This window comes from Mesorhizobium sp. P160219 (genome assembly GCF_057786095.1).
Window position 1 is genome coordinate 5,081,111 of sequence record NZ_JBYNWG010000001.1, and the last position, 22,346, is coordinate 5,103,456.

Consider the following 22,346-nt stretch of genomic DNA (forward strand, 5'->3'; position numbering starts at 1 on the left):
TGGACGTTGGCGAACTTTTCAGTATAATTCTATCAAAGCCGAGAAGCAGTCACCACAAGCCTGTACGGCCAAGGCGTCACTGAAAACCGAAACAGAATAAATAAATTTTTGGAGAATCAAGCAAATGACATTCTGGGAAGCGTTAAAAGGAAGCCCGGCACTAGGGCTGTTCATCTTAAGTTGCACAGTCCTATTGATTGGCGTCATGGTTTGCTGGCTGATGATCGCTCCCACAACTTTCTTGATCTTTGTCGGGATCGGGATACTGATCTATCCGTTCATGCCGAACCGTTAGTTGCCGGTTCGGCTATCCGTGCTTCCGAACGTGATGGCGTCCAACAACCTCTTTTTGAACGGTGGGGAATATGGTGCAACCTTTTTCGGTAGCGCCTTGCCATCATTCAGCACGGTATCCAAGAGACTGTTCAACGTTCTTTTCTGACTTGTTTCCGCTCCATGTCTGGCAAGCGCTTGCCCAACTTTGGCTCCTGCCGTGACAACGGTTCCGGCAATACCAAGCGGACCACCTAAATAGCGGCTGCATAAGCCCTAGCTGTCGAGCATAGGCAGTTTTCGCAATCGATGATGTGTCACCGATTGAAGACGGATCAAACGCATCAGTTGGAAGTCTGTTCAACTGTGCGGTGGTTTTATCCGCCATCGTGTTGGACAGACCCAACTGCTTCTGAACGAAACTTAGAACTTCCGGTGAGAAATTGAGACTTTGCCCGGTAGGAACATAGTCACCAGCTTTATGGCCAACGTTTCTAGGGTCAGTTGGATCATAGTCATATGACGAACTTCCGAATGGTCCGAAGTTCTGATTCATCGCATTTAACTGCGCATTGGAACGGGCTGTTTCCAAAAGTTCCGATTCGAAAGCATTCCTTCTAATCTGCCACCACCATCAGGCATTCCGTGCCAGTATCCGGCTGACTGTGAACCGGTGCAGACCTACCGCCTTGCCGATGTGGTTCAAGCTGGCACCATCAGCCTTCATCGCCTTCATCGTGGCAAGCATCGCTTGTTCAGCCGGGTTAGGCACCAGCTTGCCATCAACCACATCGTAGCCATATGGCTTCACACCGCCACCGTACACGCCATCCTTGGCCAACCGCTGCTTCACATCCCTGATGCGCTCCCGTGTCCTGTCCCGCTCTTGCTCTGCCACGGCTGACAGGATGGTGAACAGCATCTTGGATATACCATTGCCGGTCACATCCCCGTTCATATCGAGCATGTGAAGGCCAACACCCATTTCCTTCAAGTCAGCCAACGTGTTCAGACCATCACGGGCATCACGAAACATACGATCTAGCTTGGTGACTAGGATCACATCGCCTTTGGCCACTGCGGCGACCATACGGGCACCTTCTGGACGTTCGGCCAATGGAACCGAACCGGACACGCCAGCTTCAATGAACGTGTCTGTGATGGTCCAGCCCTTCATCATGGCATAGCCTTCAAGCTGGCGTGTCTGGGTTTCCAGTGACTCGCCATTGTTGGCTTGGTGATCGGTCGAGACACGAACGTATGCAAAGATTTTCAAAGTGGTATTACTCCCGGTGTGTCACGTTGCAGGTGCACGGTGACGCTATCGGCCAATGTGACACGGGAGTCAAGGGGATTGGAAGCGTGATGGCTGGCGAAACAAAGGAAAAAGCCAGCCATCACTAAGTTAGATTGCCCATAGGAAAGCAACCATTACGCTTGTGGCTTCTTATAACATTCGTCATTCAAGTGTAACAAAACTATTTAGGAAATCTGCTTTACAGTACATTATGTACTATCTTGAAGGCATCGAAATTACACTGTGATGTGGTGTGAACATGGTGCTAACAGCCTGTATTCAAGCGGCCATTATTGCTAACACGTTGATTTCATTGGGCATTGTCAGGATGTGGGGTGATAATAGGATTTAGACAGTGCCAAGTGGGCAGTGTCGCCTGCATTCTGGTGGTGTTTTGGTGGTGTTTTGAGGCACTTCCAAACCTCGTTTATTTGCCCTTATCGGCTCCACTTAGTAGCCCTATCTATCCACCATGACGAAACGAAGCGAATTGCAAGCCAAAGCTGTCACGGCTGGATACAATTTCAGCAGGAACATCACCGATGTTCACACGAAAGAAGGCACACTTGGTGTTGCCCATGGCTATCTGCCCGACATGGACTCGGTAATCCAGATGTTCACTGGGATCGATGCCGATGTGGAAATGGTGGAGTGTTGGAGCGGAAGCACAACCATAGCCATCTTCACCAAGACACAGGGGCAATGGCAAAACGTGTTCGTGGCCAAACCACCGGCTCAATCAATTAAAATCATTTCTTGATGGGATTTATCATTCTGCCCTTGCCATAGCGAATTCTTCCGCCGTCCTAGTGGCGGTGGGAAGCGTATCAGCCCGTGATGGATCGAAGCCAAAGTTCAGCACAATAAATGCATGTTCGGAATTATTTCCATCTGGGAATATGGTTCTGGTGGCACCGCCATGGAACCTGACCACATACCGTCTATCAAAACGTGCATCAGGATCATTCTTAGGTTGCGGCGGATACAACACCAATCCTTCAATCCTAGCCCGCTTGGCGAGGTTAGGCCGATACAGATGGATGGACTCCACCACTGAACGGATTTGTTGGGCTGTCTTAGCCCTTACGTCATACAGTTCTGACTCTGACAGGTTCACCGGGAAGCCAGTAAATTTTACGATTTCATTGGCACTGGCACGGCTTTCAATGATCGTTACCCGCTCTTGGTTCAAATCAGAGACACGGGAAATAATTTGTTCCAATCGTGCGTCATGGGTTGCCAGCTTGGCCTTGATGGATATGGAAACAGGCGAAGCCTTTCCATTACCCATTGGAGCTTGTTCATCATCATCGTCATCCAAATCCAACAGCCTGTTCACCTTGGACTGGATGGCTTGCCGTTCACCATCCAACTGTTGCAACTCGCCATTGATGATATCGATACGAGTCCCCGTTCCACCTTTGATGATGGTGTCAACATCCACTTCGGTACGCATGAAGGTCAGAAATGAATCTTCAAATTCCCGGTAATCCCATGACTTGGACGCACAGTTTCCATTCACGGTTTCAGAGCAATAAAGGATTTTGGTTTCCTTATATCGCTTGGTCACTTCCGGGTTCTTGCTCTTATAGGTTCCAAGCAGGCGCTGGTGCATCTTGCCGCCACACTCTGAACACGCTGCAATCCCCGTAAACAGGTTTGATAGGGTCTTACCCTTCCTGCCACTGGAATGGTTCATCCTGCCCGTTCTAACGGCTGTGGAGGCGTTGAAATCGGCTTCGCTGATGATGGTTGGATAATATCCCTGCACAGGCTCACCATCGTTGGCCTTGCCCCGCTTATTGGGTTCATGGGTTCTAATCTTCATTTGGAATTCACCGAACACTGCCCGGTTGGACAGGATGGAATTCACCGAACTGTTAGCCCATGTGCCTCTTGGATTTTTACCAGCCCTGCCACCACCATTGAATGGTTCAATTTTTTCTCTGTTCAGGGTTTGGGTAATTTTATGGATGCCTAGCCCGTCCATCGACATACGAAAGATTCGCTGCACTATGGCAACACGTGACGGGATTAGATCGAAGCTCATGCGATCATCGGAAAGCTTCAACCAAGCCGGGCAAATCGATGAAAGTTTTTTGCCACCATTACGGGCTTCATCCCGCTTGTTCTTCCATGCCTTGGTTAGCATCATTTTCTTACGTTCGGACTCACCGTTGCCACGTCCAGCCATAGCGGAAAGCGTCACCATGTCGGCAAAGTCCAATGGCCATTTGTATTCCTTGCCGGTGTCCAGTGTCACAAGGATGATACCGGCCTGTAGAAGCTCATAGATGATGGTTGCCATGGTTTTGAAGGCATCCTGTCTGGATAGCCGATCAAGGTTTTCGACAAGAAGCGATGAACCGAACACGATTTTGCCAGCCTTCACGGATGCAAGATATTCACCCAACTTTCCATCCTGAATGTTCTTGCCCCGGAAAGCCGAAACGCCTTCATCCTTCATGATGTTTTCTGGTGGCAACACGATGTTTCGGGAAGCGCACCAGTTTGTTCCAAGTTCCAATTGCCGGCGATTGGAGTCGCCATCCTTTTGAATGTCGGTAGACCACCGAACATACAAATGAACCGTTGGCTGATTGGAAATTTTCATCATTGAATTCATGGCTTTGGCCTTTCCTTCGCCCATGTAGTGAGCCGATGAAACCAAACAAGGATTCATCTTTCAGGAATGGTCTAAACTATGAACAGCGGCCCGTAGACGAAGAACGTCGTCCAGAAGCAGGAGCGGCCGAAGGCGATCAGCCAGGCCAGCCTGAGCCTGGGTTGTGCTACGAAGCGGCCGATATTGGCCAGCGGATTGGCCGGCCGTGTCTTGCCCGGCCGGATCGACCGGTTGTCGCCCAGCCTGTAGGCCCAGAACAGCGCCAGCAACGCCAACGCAAACACCGCGACCGCGCCATGCGCGGCATAGATGCCGTAGCGTGTGTAGAGGAAGATGCCGAGTGTCGGCCCGCCGGTCCAGGCCAGCATCGACCACGCCATGCGCAGCGATTCGGCCTGCATGAAATCGGTCTTGCGGATGTGGTCCATGATGTAGAGGTTGAGCGTGATCGACAGGGCGCTCGCCCCCATGACGCGGCACAGCATGCCTGCCAGTTGCCCGGCAAGCGTGTGGGTGACGAAGAACAGCGAGCCTATCGCCAGCAGGCAGGCGCCGGCGGTATAGACCCAGCGCCGGGCAAACCTGCGGATCAAGATCGGCATGAACAAGGTCACCGACAGGCCGAGCAGCGCCACGATGGTGTAGAGGATCGAGACGATCTGCTCGTTGTGCAGAATCTCATAGGCCTGGATCGGGATGACGCTCGACACCGTGGCACGGGCGAAGGATTCGACCGCATAGAGCGAGGCAAAGGTGCGCGCATCAGCCGGACGCAGGGCCGGAAGCCAGATCGGATGGCGCACATGGGTGGACATTTGATCCCCAAATCAGACTCGCGGCGTCAAATCTGCGCTGGCGCTTCCTCCGCCCGTAACAGGAAACCGACCCCTTCCCGGCAAAAAGCGAATTCGGCCAAAGGCTTTCCGGCTCTGGCCTAAAGCGCCGCCCGATGCAGCCGCACGGCGCGACCCGGAGCGTAGAGGGCGGCCTTCTTTTGTCCGGTGCAACCGTGATAGTCGTCTTTGGGGCTGAATCAGATCGCGAGACCATGAGCATCCATACCGCACCCCCTGGAGATCAACTGAAGCGAGATCAACCGAAGCGCATCGTCGCCATCGATGTCGTACGCGGCATCGCGCTGATCGCCATGGCGAGCTACCACTTCACCTGGGATCTCGAAAATTTCCACTACACCGATCCCGGCCTCACCGCCGTCGGCTGGTGGAAGATCTATGCGCGCTGCATCGCCTCGACCTTCCTGTTCCTGGTCGGCGTCAGCCTGTTTCTCGCTCATGGCAGGCAGATCCGCTGGACCGGCTTCTGGAAACGTTTTGCCATGGTCGCCGTCGCGGCCGCCGCTATATCGGCGGTCACGTACTTCATCACGCCGGACAGCTTCATCTTCTTCGGCATCCTGCATCAGATCGCGCTGGCCAGCCTGCTCGGCCTTTTGTTTCTGCGGCTGCCTTCCTGGCTGACGCTGGTCGTGGCGGCGGTGGTGATCGCAGTCCCCCTCTATCTCCGATCCGAAGCCTTCGATCATCCGGCGCTGTGGTGGGTCGGCCTGTCGGCGATCAACCCGCGCTCCAACGATTACGTGCCGCTGTTTCCCTGGTTCGGCGCCCTGCTTCTCGGCATCGCCGCGGCAAAGTTTGCGTCCACCACCGGCCTGCTGGCGCGGCTGGCCACGCTGGCATCGGGAAGCTGGACCAGGCCGCTCACCTTCATCGGCCGCCACAGCCTGGCTTTCTACCTGATCCACCAGCCGCTGCTGTTCGGCTGCGTCTGGCTGTTCTCGCAGATCGCGCCGGCGCCCGTCGAAACAAGGGAAGTGATCTTCCTCAAGGAATGCCAGGTATCTTGCGAACAGCAGCGCGACACGGAGTTCTGCACCAGCTATTGTGTGTGCATGCTGGACACGCTGCAAAGCGAAGCGGCATTCGACCGGCTCTACAATGGTGACCAGACCCCGGAGTTCAAAGCGCACCTCGGTGAACTCGCCGGCATCTGCACCGCCAGGACGGAGGAGAGTCCGATGACGCAGGGAGGGCAACAATGACCGACAAGCTCACAAGACCCGGGCTGGCAAAACCCGATCTATCGAGACCACGGCTGATCCCGTGGCCGCCGCTGATCTACATCGCCGCCATCGCCATCAGCATCGTGCTCGGCCTGTTCTATCCCCTGCCCTGGATCGGCGACCTCTTGGGCGACCTTTTGTTTGCCGCCGGCTTTGTGGTGCTGTTTGCCGTCGCAGCCCTCTGGTTCACCGCTATCCGCGCCATGATCCGGGCCAAAACGACGATGAACCCCAATGGCGTGCCGGAGCATCTGGTGACGTCTGGCCCGTTCGGCGTCACGCGCAACCCGATGTATCTGGCCAACACGCTGCTTTTGATCGGCGTCGCCTTCGTCTCGGGGATCGTATGGTTCCTGCCGCTGGCCCTGATCGCGGCTTTTGCAACGCAGAAGGTCGCCATCGAGAGCGAGGAGAAGGTGCTGTTCGCCAAATTCGGCAAGAAGTACCGCGACTATGCGAAGCGGGTGCGCCGGTGGATTTGAGGCGAGTGTGATCGCTGGCAGGGTTCGCATGCCTTGGCGACTAGCCGAAACGCCCATCTCTTCGTCATCCACGGGCGAAGCAAGGAGCGTAGCGACGCAACGCAGACCCGAGGATCCATGCCGCGACTTCCAAGCGGCGCCACGGTCCAGAATTCTGCAGCGCTGCACTCCACGGCCAATGTCACGGAATGGATTCTAGGGTCTCCGCGACGGAGCTTCGCTCCTGCTTCGCCCTAGAATGACGAAGTGTGGAAGGCCTCCGCTAATCGCGAACGTTTGCGACGGGCGCGCAAACGCTCGACGGTCCGCTCAGGTATTAACCCCCAGCTCCACCAGCCGCTCGACGCAAGACTCCTCAGCCTGGTCGAGCTCCGCCAGCGTCTCCTCGAGATCGCGGCGCTTCTGCCTGAGATCCTCGCGCTTTTCCTCGATGCGCTTGATCATCAGCTTGAGTTGACCGACCTCGCCGGGCGGTTCCTTGTACATCTGGATGATTTCGCGGATCTCGTTGATCGAGAAGCCGAGCCGTTTCCCGCGCATGATCTGACGGATCAGATGCCGGTCCGACGGACGAAACAGCCTTGTGCGGCCCCGCCGCACGGGTTGCACCAGCCCCTCATCCTCGTAGAAGCGCAGCGTCCGCGTCGACACGTCGAATTCGCGGGTCAGTTCGGTGATCGAATAATATTCCCGCATCTTTGCTCCAAATGTCGGAACATCGGAAAACGCCCGGTCGCCCGGGATTTCCAACGCATTCCGATCAACCCCGTTCCAAGCCGGACTCGGCATGAAACCCCGCGCAAGCCTCGCACCACATTTACGTAAAAGTCAATTGAGCCCGCAACGCCTCTTTCTCAAGGGATAGCGAACCACCAGGTGGCCAGCCCAAGGAAGGCAAAGAAGCCAACGACGTCGGTGACGGTGGTGACGAAAACCGCCGACGCCACCGCCGGATCGATCTTGAACCGGTCGAGCAATAGCGGGATCAGGATACCGGCAAGGGCTGCCACGAACATGTTGATGATCATCGCCGCCGCTATGATGCCGCCCAGATTGGCATCGCGGAACCAGACGGCCGCGACGATGCCGATCAGCACGGCGAAGATGATGCCGTTGATGGAACCCACGCCCATTTCGCGGCGGATGATGCGGCCGGCATTGTAGATGTCGAGATCCCTGGTCGCCAGCGCGCGTACCGTGACGGTCATGGTCTGCGAACCGGCATTGCCGCCCATGCCGGCCACGATCGGCATCAGCACGGCCAGTGCCACGATGTGCTCGATGGTGCGGTCGAACAGGCCGATCACCGACGCCGCCAGGAACGCCGTCAACAGGTTGACCAGCAGCCAGGGAACGCGCGAGCGCGAGGTCGAAAGAATGCTGTCGGACAACTCTTCGTCGCCGACGCCGCCCATGCGCAGCAGATCTTCCTCGGCCTCCTGCTGGATGACGTCGACGACGTCGTCGATGGTCAGCACGCCGACCAGCCGCTCGTTCTCGTCGACGACGGCGGCGGACAGAAGATCGTATTGCTCGAAGTCCCGCGCCGCCTCTTCCTGGTCCATGGTGGCCGGAATGGCGTGCCTCGTCTCGTGCATCACGTCTCCGACCTTGGTCGTGCGCTTGGTGCGCAGGATCTGGTCGAGGTCGATGGCGCCGAGCAACTTGAAGCTTGGATCGATGACGAAGATCTGGCTGAACCGCTCGGGCAGGTTCTTGTCTTCGCGCATGTAGTCGATGGTCTGGCCTATGGTCCAGAACGGCGGCACGGCGACGAACTCGGTCTGCATGCGGCGGCCGGCGGTCTCTTCCGGGTAGTCGAGCGAGCGGCGCAGCCTGATCCGCTCGGTGAACGGCAGCTGCGACAGGATCTCGTCCTGGTCTTCCTTTTCAAGATCTTCGAGAATGTAGACCGCGTCGTCGGAATCGAGGTCCTGCATGCCCTGGGCAATTTGCTCATTGGGCATATTGTCGACGATATCGCGGCGGATCGCCTCGTCGACCTCGGTCAGCGACGAGAAGTCGAAGTCGGCGCCGAGCAGTTCGACAAGGGCGCGACGCTGTTCGGGGTGCAGGGCCTCGAGCAGATCGCCAAGTTCCGACTGGTGCAGGTCGTCGACTTCGCGCTTCAGCGTCAGCGTATCGCGATCGGCGATCGCCGCCCCGATCTGGGCGAGGAATGATGACAGAACGGCGCCGTCCTCGCCATAGATGTCGGCGTGGGCATCGTCAGCGGCTTTGGCGCCGGTCGTGTGGTCGTCCTGGCGTTCCACCAGCGGCTCCCGCCATGGGAATTTCGGAAAAGGTGCCTGTCAGGTCTAGCGCGCAACGCACGGTAATATCAAACGAAATGCGCCCCGCCCTGCATATGGGCGAGAGCGATTTCATCAGGATATGACGCCGCCCAGGATTCAGGCGGCGCGACAGCGCATGTCGCTGGGGAAAGAGCACCCCAGCACGGTTGGGGCAGAATTGTCATGATGCAGGTTCAGGCAAAGGCCGGACCCGCCCAGGCGACAACCAGAACAGCCGGAAGCCCTTGAAGATCAGGTCGCAGACGCAGAAAGCAATCGAGGAACGGCGCGTGCGCGTGGTCGTGGCCGAACGCAATCCGCTCGTGATATCGGCGCTGCGCGACATGCTGGACTGCGACGGGCGCTTCGAGCTCCTGGCCTGCGTGCAAAGCGGCAGGCATTTTCTTGAGTTGGCAGCGGAAGGCGAATTCGACGTCGCAATCATCGGGTGGAAGCTTGCCGACATGGACGGCGCCGATGTGCTGGCCGAGGTTCACAGCCGCAAGCTCGGCGTGCGCATCGCGGTGTTTTCCAACGACCACGACATCGGCATCCTGAAGCAGTGCGTGCGCCTCGGCGCCCAGGGCTACTGCTTCCAGTTCGACGATCCAGCGATCATCTTCGAGACCATCCTGGCCGTCGCGCATGGACGCATCTGCATCCCCTACATCGACATCAATAAGGTCAACGACACGCCCTTGTCGCTGCTCACCGTGCGCGAGCGCGAACTGCTGGCCGTGCTGTCCGACGGCTGGACCAATTTGCAGATCGCGACGCGTACGGGGATTTCCGAGAACACGGTGAAGTATCACCTCAAGAATCTCTACGACAAGCTCGACGTCCGCAACCGGGCGATGGCCGTCGCGCTCTATGCGCGCGAGCGGCGTACCCAGAAGCAGCCGTTCGGGTAGGAAAGCGATGAGCCGCGGGTAGGTCACCCGGGTAGGCAACCCCCACCCGCGCGCGGCAAGATGTTACCTCTTGAGGTGTTGTTCCCATTAGCCGTCGAAACGAAACTCCCCATCACCGCTTTGCTGGATCAGGAGGAGTTCGCGACATGGCCGGTTTCACCCATCTTTTCATTCCCGGACCGACCAACATTCCCGAACAGGTCCGCCAGGCGATGAACCTGCCGACGGAGGACATGCGTGCAGCATCCTTCCCCGATCTCACGCTACCGCTGTTCGAAGACATCAAGACGGTATTCAAGAACGAGACCGGCCGCGTCTTCATCTATCCCTCCTCCGGCACCGGCGCCTGGGAAGCGGCGATGACCAATGTGCTCAGCCCCGGTGACCGCGTGCTGATGTCGCGCTTCGGCCAGTTCTCGCATCTGTGGGTCGACATGGCCGAACGGCTCGGCTTCGAGGTCGATGTCATCGACTGCGAATGGGGAACCGGCGTGCCGCTCGAGCTCTATGCCGAGCGGCTCAGGGCCGACAAGGCGCACCGCATCAAGGCAGTCTTCTGCACCCAAAACGAGACCGCGACCGGCGTGACCAGCGACGTCGCCGGCTGCCGCGCCGCGCTCGATGACGCCAACCACCCTGCTTTGCTCTTCGTCGACGGCGTCTCGTCGATCGGCTCGATCGACTTTCGCCAGGAGGAATGGGGCGTCGATTGCGCGGTCAGCGGCTCGCAGAAGGGTTTCATGCTGCCCGCCGGCCTCGGTTTCCTCTCCGTCAGCAAGAAGGCGCTGGTGGCCTCGCGGAGCGCCACCCACCGCCGCTGTTTCTTCTCCTTCGAAGATATGATCCGCGCCAACGACGCCGGCTATTTCCCTTATACGCCGGCTACTCAGCTGCTGCGCGGCCTGCGCGCCTCGCTCGACCTGATCGCCGAGGAAGGGCTGGAAAACATCTTCGCCCGTCACCATCGCCTCGCCGAAGGCGTGCGCAAGGCGGTCGACGCCTGGGGCCTGAAGCTCTGCGCCAAGACGCCTAAATGGCACTCCGACACCGTCAGCGCCATCCTGGTGCCGGACGGCGTCGACAGCGGCGATGTGGTCAAGCGCGCCTACCAGAAATACCAGACCGCGCTCGGCGGCGGCCTCAACAAGGTGATCGGCAAGGTCTTCCGCATCGGCCATCTCGGCTGGCTGAACGAGGTGATGGTGCTGGCCTCGCTCTCGGCCGCCGAAATGGCGCTGCTCGACTGCGGCGTACGGCTGGCGCCCGGCTCCGGCGTCGGCGCCGCCATCCAGCACTTCCGCGCCTCGGCCGCCGTGCCGGTCGCCGAAGCCGCCTGAGGAGCCGACAATGAGCCACACCATCAACCACCTCAAGAAATTACGGCTGCAGCGCAGCGAGCTGGCGGTTCCAGGCTCCAGCCCGGAAATGATCGACAAGGCGGCGAACAGCGCCGCCGACTTCATCTTCCTCGACATCGAGGACGCCGTTGCCCCACCCGACAAGGAGCGCGCCCGCAAGAACATCATCCAGGCGCTCAACGACATCGACTGGCGCGCCAAGGGCAAGACCGTCTCGGTGCGCATCAACGGCCTCGACACCCATTACATGTATCGCGACGTGGTCGACGTCATGGAACAGGCCGGTGACCGGCTGGACACCATTTTGGTGCCGAAGGTCGGCGTGCCGGCTGACCTCTACATGGTCGAGGCCATGGTCAACCAGATCGAGATGGCAAAGGGTTTCAGGACCCGCGTCGGCCTCGAAGCGCTGATCGAGACCGCGCTCGGCATGGCCAATGTCGAGGCGATTGCCGCGACACCCGGCCGGCTGGAAGCCATGCATTTCGGCGTCGCCGACTATGCGGCAAGCTGCAAGGCGCGCACGGTCAACATCGGCGGCCTCAACCCCGACTATCCCGGCGATCAGTGGCATTTCGCTCTGTCGCGCATGACCGTCGCCTGCCGCGCCTATGGCTTGCGCGCCATTGACGGACCGTTCGGCGACTTCTCCGATCCGGAGGGCTACGTCGCCGGGGCCAGGCGCGCGGCGGCCCTCGGTATCGAAGGCAAATGGGCAATCCATCCCTCGCAGATCGCGCTCGCCAACGGCGTATTCTCTCCACCGGAAAAAGAGGTGACCCGTGCCAGGCGAATCCTCGAAGTGCTGAAGGAGGCGGAGGCGCAGGGCAAGGGAGCGGCCGCACTCGACGGCAAGATGATCGACGCAGCGTCGGAACGCATGGCGCGCAATGTTCTGGTGGTCAACGAGGCAATCGAACGGGCCAGCCAATTCTCTAGCGAGCCGCGCGTCGCCACGCATTGACCGTTCAGGGAGGACAAAATGGACATCCACGAATATCAGGCCAAGGAACTGCTGGCACGCCACGGCGTGCATGTGCCGCGCGGCGGGCTGGCCTACAGCCCCGAGCAGGCGACCTACAGGGCCCGCGAGATCGGCGGCTCCAAATGGGTCTTGAAGGCGCAGGTGCATTCCGGCGCCCGCGGCAAGGCCGGCGGCATCAAGCTGTGCGCCAATGACGAGGAGATTTCCAGCGCGGCCGAGGGCATGCTCGGCCGCAAGCTGGTGACACAGCAGACCGACCCGCGCGGCAAGCTGATTTCGCGCCTGTATCTCGAGGAAGCCGTCGATATCGCGCAGGAGCTCTATGTCGGCTTCGTGCTCGACCGCAAGGAAGAGCGCGTCATGATCGTGGCGTCCGCTGCCGGCGGCATGGAGATCGAGGACATCGTCGAGAAGGCACCGAACTCCATCCTGCGCACATCGGTCGATCCCGGCGTCGGCATGCAGCGTTTCCAGGCGCGCGAGATCGCCTTCGGGCTCGGCCTCGACCACAATCTGATCGGCAAGGCGACCGAAACCATCTTCGCCTGCTATCAGGTGTTCCGCGACTACGACGCCTCGATGCTGGAGATCAATCCGCTGGTGGTGACCCGCGACGGCAATCTGATCGCGCTCGACGCCAAAATGTCGTTCGACGAGAACGCGTTGTTCCGCCGGCCGGAAATCTCCGAGCTGCGCGACAAAAGCCAGGAAGATCCGCGCGAAACTTTTGCCAGCGACCGTGGCCTCTCCTATGTCGGCCTCGACGGCAACATCGGCTGCATCATCAATGGCGCAGGGCTCGCCATGGCGACCATGGACATGATCAAGATCGCCGGCGGCGAACCGGCCAACTTCCTCGACATCGGTGGCGGCGCCTCGCCGGAGCGGGTGGCGAAATCCTTCCGCGCCGTGCTCGGCGACAAGAATGTCGAGACCATCCTGGTCAACATCTTCGCCGGCATCAACCGCTGCGACTGGGTCGCCGAAGGCATCATCAAGGCGATACGCGAGGTCGGCGTCAACGTGCCGCTGGTGGTCCGTCTCTCCGGCACCAAGGCCGAGGAAGGCCGCCGCATCCTGGCCGATTCCGGCGAGGCGGTAATCGTTGCCGACACGCTGGCCGAAGCCGCCGAAAAAGCCGTCGCTGCCTGGCGCGCGGCCACCAAGAAAAAAGCAGCCTGAGGGAGGTCGAGAAAATGGCAATCCTGCTCAACCGCAGCACCCGCGTCATCGTCCAGGGGTTCACCGGCAAGATCGGCAGCTTCCATGCCGACGACATGAAACGCTATGGCACCAAGCTGGTCGGCGGCGTCACCCCCGGCAAAGGCGGCCAGAAGCATCTCGGCCTGCCTGTCTTCAACACGGTCAAGGGCGCGGTGCGCGAGACCCGCGCCGAGGCCAGCATCGTCTTCGTGCCGCCGCCCTTTGCCGCCGATTCCATCATGGAAGCGGCCGACGCCGGCATAAAACTCTGCGTCTGCATCACCGACGGCATCCCGTCGCAGGACATGATGCAGGTCAAGCGCTACATGCTGCGCTACCGCTACGAGGACCGCATGCGGCTGATCGGCCCGAACTGCGCCGGCGTCATCACGCCCGGACAGGCGCTGATGGGCATCATGCGCGGCAGCATCTATCTGCCTGGCCGCGTCGGCATTGTCGGCCGCTCCGGAACCCTGGGCTACGAGGCGGCGTCGCAGATGAAGTCGCTCGGCATCGGCGTCTCGACCAGCGTCGGCATTGGCGGCGACCCGATCAACGGCTCGTCCTTCAAGGACATGCTGAAACTGTTCGAACAGGATGACGACACCGACGCGGTGGTGATGATCGGCGAGATCGGCGGACCGCAGGAAGCCGAAGCCGCGATCTGGGCGCGCGATAATATGCGCAAGCCCCTGATCGCCTACATCGCCGGCCTCTCCGCCCCCAAAGGCCGCCGCATGGGCCACGCCGGCGCCATCATCTCGGCCTTCGGCGAGTCGGCGCAGGAAAAGGTGGAGATCCTCAAGGACGCCGGGGTGATCATCGTGCCGACGCCGTCGTCGTTTGGTGAGGTGGTTGCAGAGACGCTGGCGGGGATGAAGAAGGCCGCCTGAACAGCGGCCTTCGCGTTCGACCGCGCCTCATGCCGCCTTGTCGGCTGCCGGCTTCGCGACCTTGGTGCGGGTGGCGCTGCGGCGGCCGTCGACGCTGACCGGAATGTCGCCGTCGACCGTGGCGCGACGCACCACCCGGTGCTGGTCGCCGTAATCGTTGACGGCGTAGTGCTGCGTCGCGCGGTTATCCCAGATCGCCACATCGCCGGCCTTCCAGCGCCAGCGCACGGTGTTCTCCGGCGCCGTGACATAGGACTGGAACACCTCGTAGAGCTTCGCCGAATCGCTTTTGGAAAGACCGATCAGCCGTTGCACGAAATTGCCGAGCAGCAGCGAGCGCTCGCCTGTTTCGGGATGGACGCGGACAACGGGATGCTCGGTCTCGTAGATCGTCGAGGTGAAGATTTCCTCGAAGTGCTTCTTTTCCGCGGCGCTCGCACGCGGCCGCACCGCGGCGTAATCGTAGGCGTTGCTGTGCACCGCCCAGAGATTGTCGGCCAGCAGCTTCAACGGCTCGGGCAGGTCCTGATAGGCGGCCGCGGTGTTCGACCAGATGGTGTCGCCGCCGGCCGGCGGTATGACGACGCCGCGAAGAACGGAGAATTTCGGATAGGCGTCGACGAAGGTGACATCGGTATGCCATTGGTCGGCGCGACCGCCGCCACGGCTGGAATCGAGTTCGAGAATGGACGCCGTTCCCTTGACGGGACCTTGGGTCGGATGCGGGACGAGGTCGCCGAGACGCTGGGCAAAGCGCTCCTGCTCGGCATCGTCGAGATGCGCCTGGTCGCGGAAGAACACCACCTTGTGCCGCAACAGGATCTGGTTGATCGCCGCGACCGTCTGCTGCGGCAGGTCGCCGGAGAGCCGAATGTTCCTGATCTCTGCGCCGACGCGTCCGGTAAGCGGGACAATATCGGCATCCGGGATGATCTGCTCTACGGGGGTAAGTCTGGTCATGGGAACCTCTTCCTCTAAAGCCGCGGGCTGGTGGCAATGCTCCGCCGTCTGCCGGCCGCATAGCGATCGGCGGAGCAACTCCCTCATCGGGAGCCGACTTGCTTGGCAACGAGAGCACTGATCTCAACTCAGGAGGCGAAGGCCGCCAAGGCTTGCGAGCAGTACCGAGATCCCATTCAAAGCGTAATTCTACAAATTCCATAGACATTTCTTTTCAAAGTTCGGCGGCCCTGAGAAAAATGCCTTCTGTCCAATTCGTTCGTGAGCGGCAGGCGGTGGAGCGCTGCGCGACGCGGCCCGCACCAGTAGTGACGCTGTCGTATCCCCTTCGATATTGGAGATGGCGGGTGAATTGCATGCCTGATATTGATGGCTTCCACGCATCACGCAGGCGCCGAGATGACAGACTCCGATAAGGCTGACGCTGTCGAGCAATTGCTCGATACGCCTGACCTCGCCACCGCGCTGGAAAGCGACCAGTTCAAGAAATTTCTCGACCAGATGCCGATCGCGATCGCCGTCTCGGAATTGATCGCGAAGGAACGTGTCGTCTACGCCAATCCCGAATTCGAGAAGCTCTCGGACCTCAAGGCGCCGAAGCTTGCGCGGGAAAACTGGGCGGCCCTTTCCGGCAGGGGGCTTCATCGGCAGAAGGACAGGCCGCTCGCCGAGGCTGTCGTTGAAGACACCGATTTCGTCGGCACGTTTCGCCTCGAGCGCGGCGAGGACAAGCCGGCAATCGTCGACGTTTATTCCAACGTTATCGAGGACGACAACGGCAAGCTCTGCTTCCGGCTGGTGGCGCTTGTCGACGTCACGGCACACGGTGAGACCGAGGACGCGCGACCCGCGGAGGAGCTCATCCGGGAGAAGGACACCCTGTTGCGCGAACTGCAGCATCGGGTGAAAAACAATCTGCAGATGATCACCGCTTTGATCCGGATGGAAACCCGCAACGCCACCGAACCGGACCAGAAGCGTTTCGAAAGGCTTGCCGGCCGGGTAGACGCATTGGCAATCCTCTACCAGACATTGTCGGCTGACCAGCAGAAGGATGAGGTGGATCTTGGCGTGTACCTTAGCCAGATCGCGTCCGCCGTCATGGCGTCGCACGCAGTCGAAGGTATCCGCCTCGACCTTAAGGTGGATACCTATCCGGTATCCATCAACGTTGCCATGCCGACAGGCCTGGTCGTCAATGAGTTGCTGACCAACGCTCTCAAACATGCATTCGTCGGGCGCGATGGCGGCACGATCACGCTGCACAGCGTCGTCAGCGGCGATGGTTGCCGGGTGACTGTCGCCGATGATGGGATCGGTCTGCCGACGGGTGAGACCTGGCCCAGGCCCGGCAAGCTCGGCTCCTTGATCGCGCGGTCGCTGACCGAAAATGCCAAGGCGCAATTCGACGTCAAGTCGAGTGCCGGCGAGGGAACCAGGGTCACCATCGTCTTCAAGCGATCGGCGGCGACGGACTGAGGCTATGCAACGGCGCGCCGGCAAATCCCGGCCGGACAGGTGCTTCGGGCGCTCGCGGGTGTGGCCTTAAGTCGCAAACGATTTGGCTGCAGAAGCGGGGCGCCGGGCTTCTTTGACGGTGCTATCAGCACCATATGTGGTCCACAGCCCTCCAAAACGAGAGAAGCTCGCTCCGACCGGTCGCATCGCGGCCGTCAGCCGGCAATGGCTATGAACCAGGAAACTGAAAACCATCATGCGTGAAAATATCAGACCAGCGTCGAGAGACGTCCCCCTCATTCAGCTAGGCCTGCACCAGTGCCGCTTCCCGGTGAGCGAAGACCGGTCGGTACCCGGTGGTTACCGGTTTTGTGCCGGGCCGACGTCGCCGGATCGCGTCTACTGCGATCACCACCACACCGTCGTGACGGCCGTTGACCCTCGTCGAGCCCGTCCGGGTCTCCATTTCCCGCAACGACGCGCCGCTTAGGTCAACCACATCCCCTGCCCCGCCACCGGCAAAGCCGGGGACTCAGGTGCAGGAGGCTGGCCGGTGCGAGCCAAGCGGCGTTCGCGTGCGGCTCTGCGACCTCTTGTTGCAACTCTGCTGCGGCCGGTTCAAGCGCCAAAGGCGATGATTTGGCGTCGACGGCCTGAGAAGCCGCAATGATTTCAATGGCCGAAAAATTATGGTGCGGTCGAGAAGACTCGAACTTCCACGGGTTGCCCCACAGCGACCTCAACGCTGCGCGTCTACCAATTCCGCCACGACCGCCCGTGGTAGGAGCCGGAACGAACCGGCTCGCGGCGTGTAGCAAATCGTTTCCTGCGAAACAAGGGCGCGGCGCGCAATAATCGCCGCGAATTGGCATATCGGCCTCTACAGCGCCGCGCGTCCTGTGGGACGCGCAAAGGACGCTGCAGCACTTTGATTTGGCGCATGATCCTTTCCGAAGATCGTTCCTATCTTCGGGGTCGTGCGCGAAGGCCGAAATGCGTGGCGAACTGGACGTTTCAGCCGGATACCGCCATATGAAGGGCAAATGCATTTGGCCCCAGAGCGCAAGGCGGTTTCGCCAAGCCGGCGTGCATCACGCGAAAAACGAAAAAGCCATGACCGAACGCAGCCAGATCGCCACGTCGTTCCTGCCCTTGCCGGGTTCGGCGCCGGTCGAATGGCGCATCGAGCCCGGCCTGACCGGCTACACCGATGCGCTGGCCCTGATGGAAGCGCGCGCCGAGGCGATCCGCGCGGGTGCAGCCGCCGAGATGGTCTGGCTGGTCGAGCATCCGCCGCTTTACACCGCCGGGACCAGCGCCCGCATCGAGGACCTGATCGACCCCGACCGTTTCCCGGTCTTTGCCGCCGGGCGCGGCGGCGAATACACCTATCACGGGCCGGGGCAGCGGGTTGCCTATGTCATGCTTGACCTGAAGCGCCGGCGTGAGGATGTGCGCGCCTTCGTCGCCGCGCTCGAGCAGTGGATCATCGGCACGCTTGCCGCCTTCAATGTACGCGGCGAACGCCGCGAGGACCGCGTCGGCGTCTGGGTGGTGCGGCCCGAGCGCCCGTCCCTGCCCGACGGCTCGCCGGCTGAAGACAAGATCGCGGCCATCGGCATCCGGCTGCGGCGCTGGGTGAGCTTTCATGGCATTGCCGTCAATGTCGAGCCGGATCTCAGCCATTTCAGCGGCATCGTGCCATGCGGCGTGCCGGATCACGGCGTCACCAGCCTCGTCGACCTCGGCCTGCCCGTAACCATGGCCGATTTCGACCTGGCGCTGAAATCCGCCTTCGAGGATGTTTTCGGGGCAGCGAAGTCAACTTCTACAGAACCGGCTCGCAAGGCCGGCTGAGTCTCGCCTCGACCAACGCTCAAAGCAACCGCGCCGAGGCCCACAACAGCCCGAAACCGTGAATGGCGAAGACGGCCAGCAGCGCGCCGGCCATGGCGAAACGATCGAAGATGCGGATCGGCTTCAATTCGTGGCGCGGTTTTACCCCGCTACCCACTGTCATCAGGCTGAGGATGGCAAAGACGGCGCCCGCCACCAGCAGAAAGCTTTGGGAAAAGCCGGCCAGCCAGCCAAGCCACAGCAAGGCCGAGAGCAGGGAAAACGAGGCGAGCGCCAGGGCGGCCGGCCCCGGGCAGATCTGGCGCAGCACCTGACCGCCGTCGAATTTCCAAACCGGCACCAGATTGGCGATGTTGAACAATGCGGCAAAGCCGGCAAGCGTCGCCAGAAGGGCCGCGGCAAGCCGATGTCCCTCGCCGGATGCGAGCCCGCTGGCGACGATCAGCAGCGGAACCAGGAACGCGGAAAAGCCGGCGCCCATCAGCGCCACGAAGGCGACCTCGAAGCGGCTGTCATAAGGCCGGCCACCAATGGCGAGGCCGCCGAGCAGCGGGATAAAGATCATCCGCGCCTTGCGATGACCGGTCAGCCGAAAGGCCGCCATGTGGCCGAGCTCATGCAGGGCGACCACCGAGGTCAGGATCGCGGCCAGCGCCAGGCCGCCGAGATTGAGCCCGAAGAACGGCCACAGGATGAAAGCCGAAAGAACGGCGAAACCGACCTGGCTCAGCGGATGCTCGAACCAACCGCCCTTGCGATATTGTCCGGTCCTCGCCCAGACCTCCAGCTTGCCGAGCTCGCGGCGCATGGCGAAGTAGCGGAACACCAAGAAGGCGACGCCGCGATAGCGATCGGTCTGGCTGAGCGTCACCCGCGTGCCGGCACCTTCCGAGGTGAGTTCAGTGGTCTCATAAAAATCCTTCCAGAACGACGCGTCGAGCGCGGTATCCTCGATGACCCGCATCGAAAAACGACTGCCTTCGACGACGTCCTCGAAGCGCGACCTTCGCTCGATCGGCTGGCCGTCCCGGCCCTCCCAGGACAGCAGGATGCGGGCCGTGCCCTGCCCGTCCAGCGGCTGGGCCGAGAGTATCTCGCCGGACCAGCCGGCATCGCTGCCGAGCGGCCACAGCGCCTGCCAGAGGCGCTGCCGGTCCATTGCGACCACGCGGCTGAGCCTCACCGTGCGCAAACCGAGCGGCGCAGTCATCAGAAGGAAAATCAGTCCGAGATTACCGGCCACCAGAAGGGCCGTCACGATCGGCGACACCTGAGGTTTTTGCTCCCTGTCTTGGCGGGGCAGCCTAGCGTCATGGCGGCAAGAAAGGCTTAACGGCACAGCGCCTTCCTGCCCGCCTAAAACAGTGCGGCGAACCGCAGTTGCATCACATGGCGCCGATCCAGACAGCCATGGAAACCAGAAACGCACTCATGCACACCAACGAAACGACGTCCTGAACAAGATCGCTCATAACTCTCTCCTGTTGTTGATATGTTCGTATTTTGTTCTAACTTTGTTCGAAAGTCAATGAGCGGAAAGCGGCAGGCCGACGAATCCTGACAGCCGGTTTGGGCAGGGTTAAGGAAAGGTTGACGGGGTGACGGCAGTGCTGACGCAGGGCGCATCGCATGCCTTTGCGATCGGGACACGCACCAATCACTTCGTGATCCTAGGGCGGAGCAAGGAGCGCAGCGACGCGGCGCAGACCCTAGGATGAGGAAGTTGGGGCCTACAACGGAACGACCTTGCCATCCGCCAACGTCACCCGGCGGTCCATGCGCGAGGCGAGTTCGTGATTGTGGGTCGCGATCAGCGCGGCAAGGCCGGACTGCTTGACCAGCGCGCCAAGCGCCTCGAAGACATAGGAGGCGGTGACCGGGTCGAGATTGCCGGTCGGCTCGTCGGCGAGCAGCAGCAAGGGCGCATTGGCGACCGCGCGGGCAATGGCGACGCGCTGCTGCTCGCCGCCGGACAGCTCCGACGGACGGTGCGACGCGCGCTTGCCGATCTGCATATAGTCGAGCAGCTGTGCTGCGCGCTCCGACGCCTCCTTGCGCGAAAGCCCTTTGATCAGCTGCGGCATCATGATGTTTTCCAGTGCCGAAAACTCCGGCAGCAGATGATGGAACTGATAGACGAAGCCGACATCGTTGCGGCGGATTGCCGTGCGTTCGTCGTCGGAGAGCCGTCCGCAGGCGCGGCCGGCCAGAATGACGTCACCGGCGTCGGGGCGCTCGAGCAGGCCCGCCGTATGGAGCAGCGTCGACTTGCCGGTGCCCGACGGCGCCACCAGCGCCACCATCTCGCCGCGCTTCAGCGAAAAGTCGGCGCCGTTCAAAATGGTGAGCTTGCGCGGCCCCTGGACATAGTGCCGCTCGACGCTCTTCAGCTCGATAATGATCTCGGACTTCATTCGTATCTCAAGGCCTCGACCGGATCGAGCCGTGCGGCGCGCCATGCCGGAAACACTGTTGCCAGGAAGGACAGGCCGAGCGCCATCAGGATGACATAGGTGGTCTCGCGCGGGTCCATCTTTGCCGGCAGCTGGCTGAGGAAATAGAGTTCCGGATTGAACAGCACCTTGCCGGTCATCCAGGAGAAGAACTGGCGGATCGATTCGATGTTGGTGCAGATGAGCACCCCGAGCAGCACGCCGGCGAGCGTGCCGGTTACGCCGATCGCAGCGCCCGTCATCAGGAAGATGCGCAGGATGGCGCCGCGCGAGGCGCCCATCGTGCGCAGGATGGCGATATCGTGGCCCTTGTCCTTCACCAGCATGATCAGGCCGGAGATGATGTTGAGCGCCGCCACCAGCACGATCAGCGTCAGGATCATGAACATGACGTTGCGCTCGACCTGCAGTGCTGAAAAGAACGTCTCGTTGCGCTGGCGCCAGTCGACCATGTCGATCGGCCGTTGCGCCGCCGCATCGACCAGCGGTTTCAGCGCGTCGACATTATCGGGATTGTCGACATAGATCTCGATCGTCTGCGCCCTGCCGTCCATGTTGAAATAGAGCTGCGCTTCGGAAAACGGCATGTAGACGATGGAGCTGTCATACTCCGACATGCCGACCTCGAAGATCGCCGCCACCTTGTAGCCCTTCAGTCGCGGCGTCGTGCCCATCGGCGTCACATCGCCATCCGGCGAGATCAGCGTAATGGTGTCGCCGAGCACAAGGCCGAGATTCTCCGCCATGCGCTTGCCGATGGCGACGCCCTCGCCGGAGTCGAAGCCCTCAAGCGTGCCTTGCTTGACGTTTTGGGCGACGATTGCGATCTTGCCGAGGTCTTCGGCCCTGATACCGCGCACCAGCGCGCCCATGCCGCCGCCGACATTGCCCTGCGCCAGCACCTGGCCGTCGATCAGCGGGATCGCGTATTTGACGCCGGCCACGCCGTTGATGCGGGCTGCGACCTGCGCATAATCCTCAAGCGGCGAATCCAGCGGCTGCACGATCAGATGGCCGTTGACGCCGAGGATGCGGGTCAGAAGTTCGGCTCGAAACCCGTTCATGACAGCCATGACGACGATCAGCGTGGCGACGCCCAGCATTATGCCAAGGAAGGAGATCGAGGCGATGACCGAGATCACCGTCTCCTTGCGGCGCGACCGCAAATAACGCCAGGCGACCATGCGTTCGAACATGGAGAACGGGCCGGCGACCG

Annotated in this window: 19 protein-coding genes, 1 tRNA gene and 1 pseudogene; 11 read left to right on the top strand and 10 right to left on the bottom strand. The window is 60.7% G+C overall.

Annotation, left to right across the window (positions count from 1 at the left end):
• Window positions 1-907: 907 nt before the first annotated feature.
• A complete protein-coding gene (locus tag AC3EMP_RS24685; protein WP_352712299.1) occupies window positions 908-1,549 on the bottom strand; it encodes a recombinase family protein in 642 nt (213 codons plus the stop codon).
• A gap of 511 nt (window positions 1,550-2,060) precedes the next feature.
• On the opposite strand from AC3EMP_RS24685, the gene AC3EMP_RS24690 reads away from it, so the two are divergent.
• Entirely contained in the window at window positions 2,061-2,330 is a 270-nt protein-coding gene (locus AC3EMP_RS24690) for a hypothetical protein (RefSeq protein WP_352712301.1), read from the top strand.
• 9 nt (window positions 2,331-2,339) lie between these two features.
• On the opposite strand, the gene AC3EMP_RS24695 is transcribed toward AC3EMP_RS24690, so the two are convergent.
• Complete coding sequence (locus AC3EMP_RS24695; protein WP_352712302.1) at window positions 2,340-4,220, bottom strand: recombinase family protein; 1,881 nt, start codon at window positions 4,218-4,220, stop codon at window positions 2,340-2,342.
• A gap of 50 nt (window positions 4,221-4,270) precedes the next feature.
• Window positions 4,271-5,011 (bottom strand): annotated as a pseudogene (locus AC3EMP_RS24700) (MFS transporter); the annotation flags it as partial.
• A 233-nt stretch (window positions 5,012-5,244) separates the two neighbouring features.
• On the opposite strand from AC3EMP_RS24700, the gene AC3EMP_RS24705 reads away from it, so the two are divergent.
• Window positions 5,245-6,255, top strand: a complete 1,011-nt coding sequence (locus AC3EMP_RS24705; protein ID WP_352712304.1) for a heparan-alpha-glucosaminide N-acetyltransferase — start codon at window positions 5,245-5,247, stop codon at window positions 6,253-6,255.
• The gene (locus tag AC3EMP_RS24710) at window positions 6,252-6,758 is read left to right on the top strand and encodes a methyltransferase family protein (protein ID WP_352712305.1); all 507 of its coding nucleotides are present in this window, start codon (window positions 6,252-6,254) and stop codon (window positions 6,756-6,758) included. Before AC3EMP_RS24705 ends, AC3EMP_RS24710 begins: the two co-directional genes overlap by 4 nt.
• 309 nt (window positions 6,759-7,067) lie before the next feature.
• Here the strand turns inward: AC3EMP_RS24710 and AC3EMP_RS24715 are convergent, their stop codons facing one another.
• Window positions 7,068-7,454, bottom strand: a complete 387-nt coding sequence (locus AC3EMP_RS24715; protein ID WP_006203215.1) for a MerR family transcriptional regulator — start codon at window positions 7,452-7,454, stop codon at window positions 7,068-7,070.
• Window positions 7,455-7,612: 158 nt separating this feature from the next.
• Window positions 7,613-9,031: a magnesium transporter gene (mgtE, locus tag AC3EMP_RS24720; protein WP_023670790.1), complete on the bottom strand. Its 1,419-nt coding sequence runs from the start codon at window positions 9,029-9,031 to the stop codon at window positions 7,613-7,615.
• Window positions 9,032-9,297: 266 nt separating this feature from the next.
• Here mgtE and AC3EMP_RS24725 point away from each other — a divergent pair, with 266 nt between their 5' ends.
• The 5 genes from AC3EMP_RS24725 to sucD all read left to right on the top strand — a co-directional run bounded on the left by AC3EMP_RS24725 (window position 9,298) and on the right by sucD (window position 14,402).
• Window positions 9,298-9,963, top strand: a complete 666-nt coding sequence (locus AC3EMP_RS24725; RefSeq protein ID WP_023670791.1) for a response regulator transcription factor — start codon at window positions 9,298-9,300, stop codon at window positions 9,961-9,963.
• A 146-nt stretch (window positions 9,964-10,109) separates the two neighbouring features.
• The gene (locus AC3EMP_RS24730; protein ID WP_023822176.1) at window positions 10,110-11,300 is read left to right on the top strand and encodes an aminotransferase class V-fold PLP-dependent enzyme; all 1,191 of its coding nucleotides are present in this window, start codon (window positions 10,110-10,112) and stop codon (window positions 11,298-11,300) included.
• A 10-nt stretch (window positions 11,301-11,310) separates the two neighbouring features.
• Window positions 11,311-12,285, top strand: a complete 975-nt coding sequence (locus tag AC3EMP_RS24735) for an HpcH/HpaI aldolase/citrate lyase family protein (RefSeq protein ID WP_023822175.1) — start codon at window positions 11,311-11,313, stop codon at window positions 12,283-12,285.
• A gap of 18 nt (window positions 12,286-12,303) precedes the next feature.
• Entirely contained in the window at window positions 12,304-13,488 is a 1,185-nt protein-coding gene (locus AC3EMP_RS24740) for a malate--CoA ligase subunit beta (RefSeq protein ID WP_023822174.1), read from the top strand.
• 14 nt (window positions 13,489-13,502) lie between these two features.
• A complete protein-coding gene (gene sucD, locus AC3EMP_RS24745) occupies window positions 13,503-14,402 on the top strand; it encodes a succinate--CoA ligase subunit alpha (protein ID WP_023690296.1) in 900 nt (299 codons plus the stop codon).
• Window positions 14,403-14,429: 27 nt separating this feature from the next.
• On the opposite strand, the gene AC3EMP_RS24750 is transcribed toward sucD, so the two are convergent.
• Complete coding sequence (locus AC3EMP_RS24750; protein ID WP_023685215.1) at window positions 14,430-15,362, bottom strand: TauD/TfdA dioxygenase family protein; 933 nt, start codon at window positions 15,360-15,362, stop codon at window positions 14,430-14,432.
• Window positions 15,363-15,761: 399 nt separating this feature from the next.
• On the opposite strand from AC3EMP_RS24750, the gene AC3EMP_RS24755 reads away from it, so the two are divergent.
• Window positions 15,762-16,841 (top strand): sensor histidine kinase, encoded by a 1,080-nt coding sequence (locus AC3EMP_RS24755; protein ID WP_023685214.1) that lies wholly within the window; start codon window positions 15,762-15,764, stop codon window positions 16,839-16,841.
• A 235-nt stretch (window positions 16,842-17,076) separates the two neighbouring features.
• Window positions 17,077-17,310, top strand: coding sequence for a GcrA family cell cycle regulator (locus AC3EMP_RS24760; protein WP_081726058.1), 234 nt, complete (start codon window positions 17,077-17,079; stop codon window positions 17,308-17,310).
• Between the two features lie 200 nt (window positions 17,311-17,510).
• Here the strand turns inward: AC3EMP_RS24760 and AC3EMP_RS24765 are convergent.
• Window positions 17,511-17,595 (bottom strand) — tRNA-Leu (locus AC3EMP_RS24765).
• 338 nt (window positions 17,596-17,933) lie between these two features.
• Here AC3EMP_RS24765 and lipB point away from each other — a divergent pair.
• On the top strand, window positions 17,934-18,677 hold the full coding sequence (gene lipB / locus AC3EMP_RS24770; RefSeq protein WP_023735909.1) for a lipoyl(octanoyl) transferase LipB: 744 nt from the start codon (window positions 17,934-17,936) through the stop codon (window positions 18,675-18,677).
• 19 nt (window positions 18,678-18,696) lie between these two features.
• Here the strand turns inward: lipB and AC3EMP_RS24775 are convergent, their stop codons facing one another.
• From AC3EMP_RS24775 to AC3EMP_RS24785, 3 genes are all read right to left on the bottom strand, one after another.
• The gene (locus AC3EMP_RS24775) at window positions 18,697-19,947 is read right to left on the bottom strand and encodes a peptidase M50 (RefSeq protein ID WP_023735910.1); all 1,251 of its coding nucleotides are present in this window, start codon (window positions 19,945-19,947) and stop codon (window positions 18,697-18,699) included.
• A gap of 460 nt (window positions 19,948-20,407) precedes the next feature.
• Window positions 20,408-21,091, bottom strand: a complete 684-nt coding sequence (locus tag AC3EMP_RS24780) for an ABC transporter ATP-binding protein (RefSeq protein WP_023685211.1) — start codon at window positions 21,089-21,091, stop codon at window positions 20,408-20,410.
• A complete protein-coding gene (locus AC3EMP_RS24785) occupies window positions 21,088-22,326 on the bottom strand; it encodes a lipoprotein-releasing ABC transporter permease subunit (protein WP_031209216.1) in 1,239 nt (412 codons plus the stop codon). The genes AC3EMP_RS24780 and AC3EMP_RS24785 overlap by 4 nt, the downstream gene beginning before the upstream one ends.
• Window positions 22,327-22,346 lie beyond the last annotated feature (20 nt).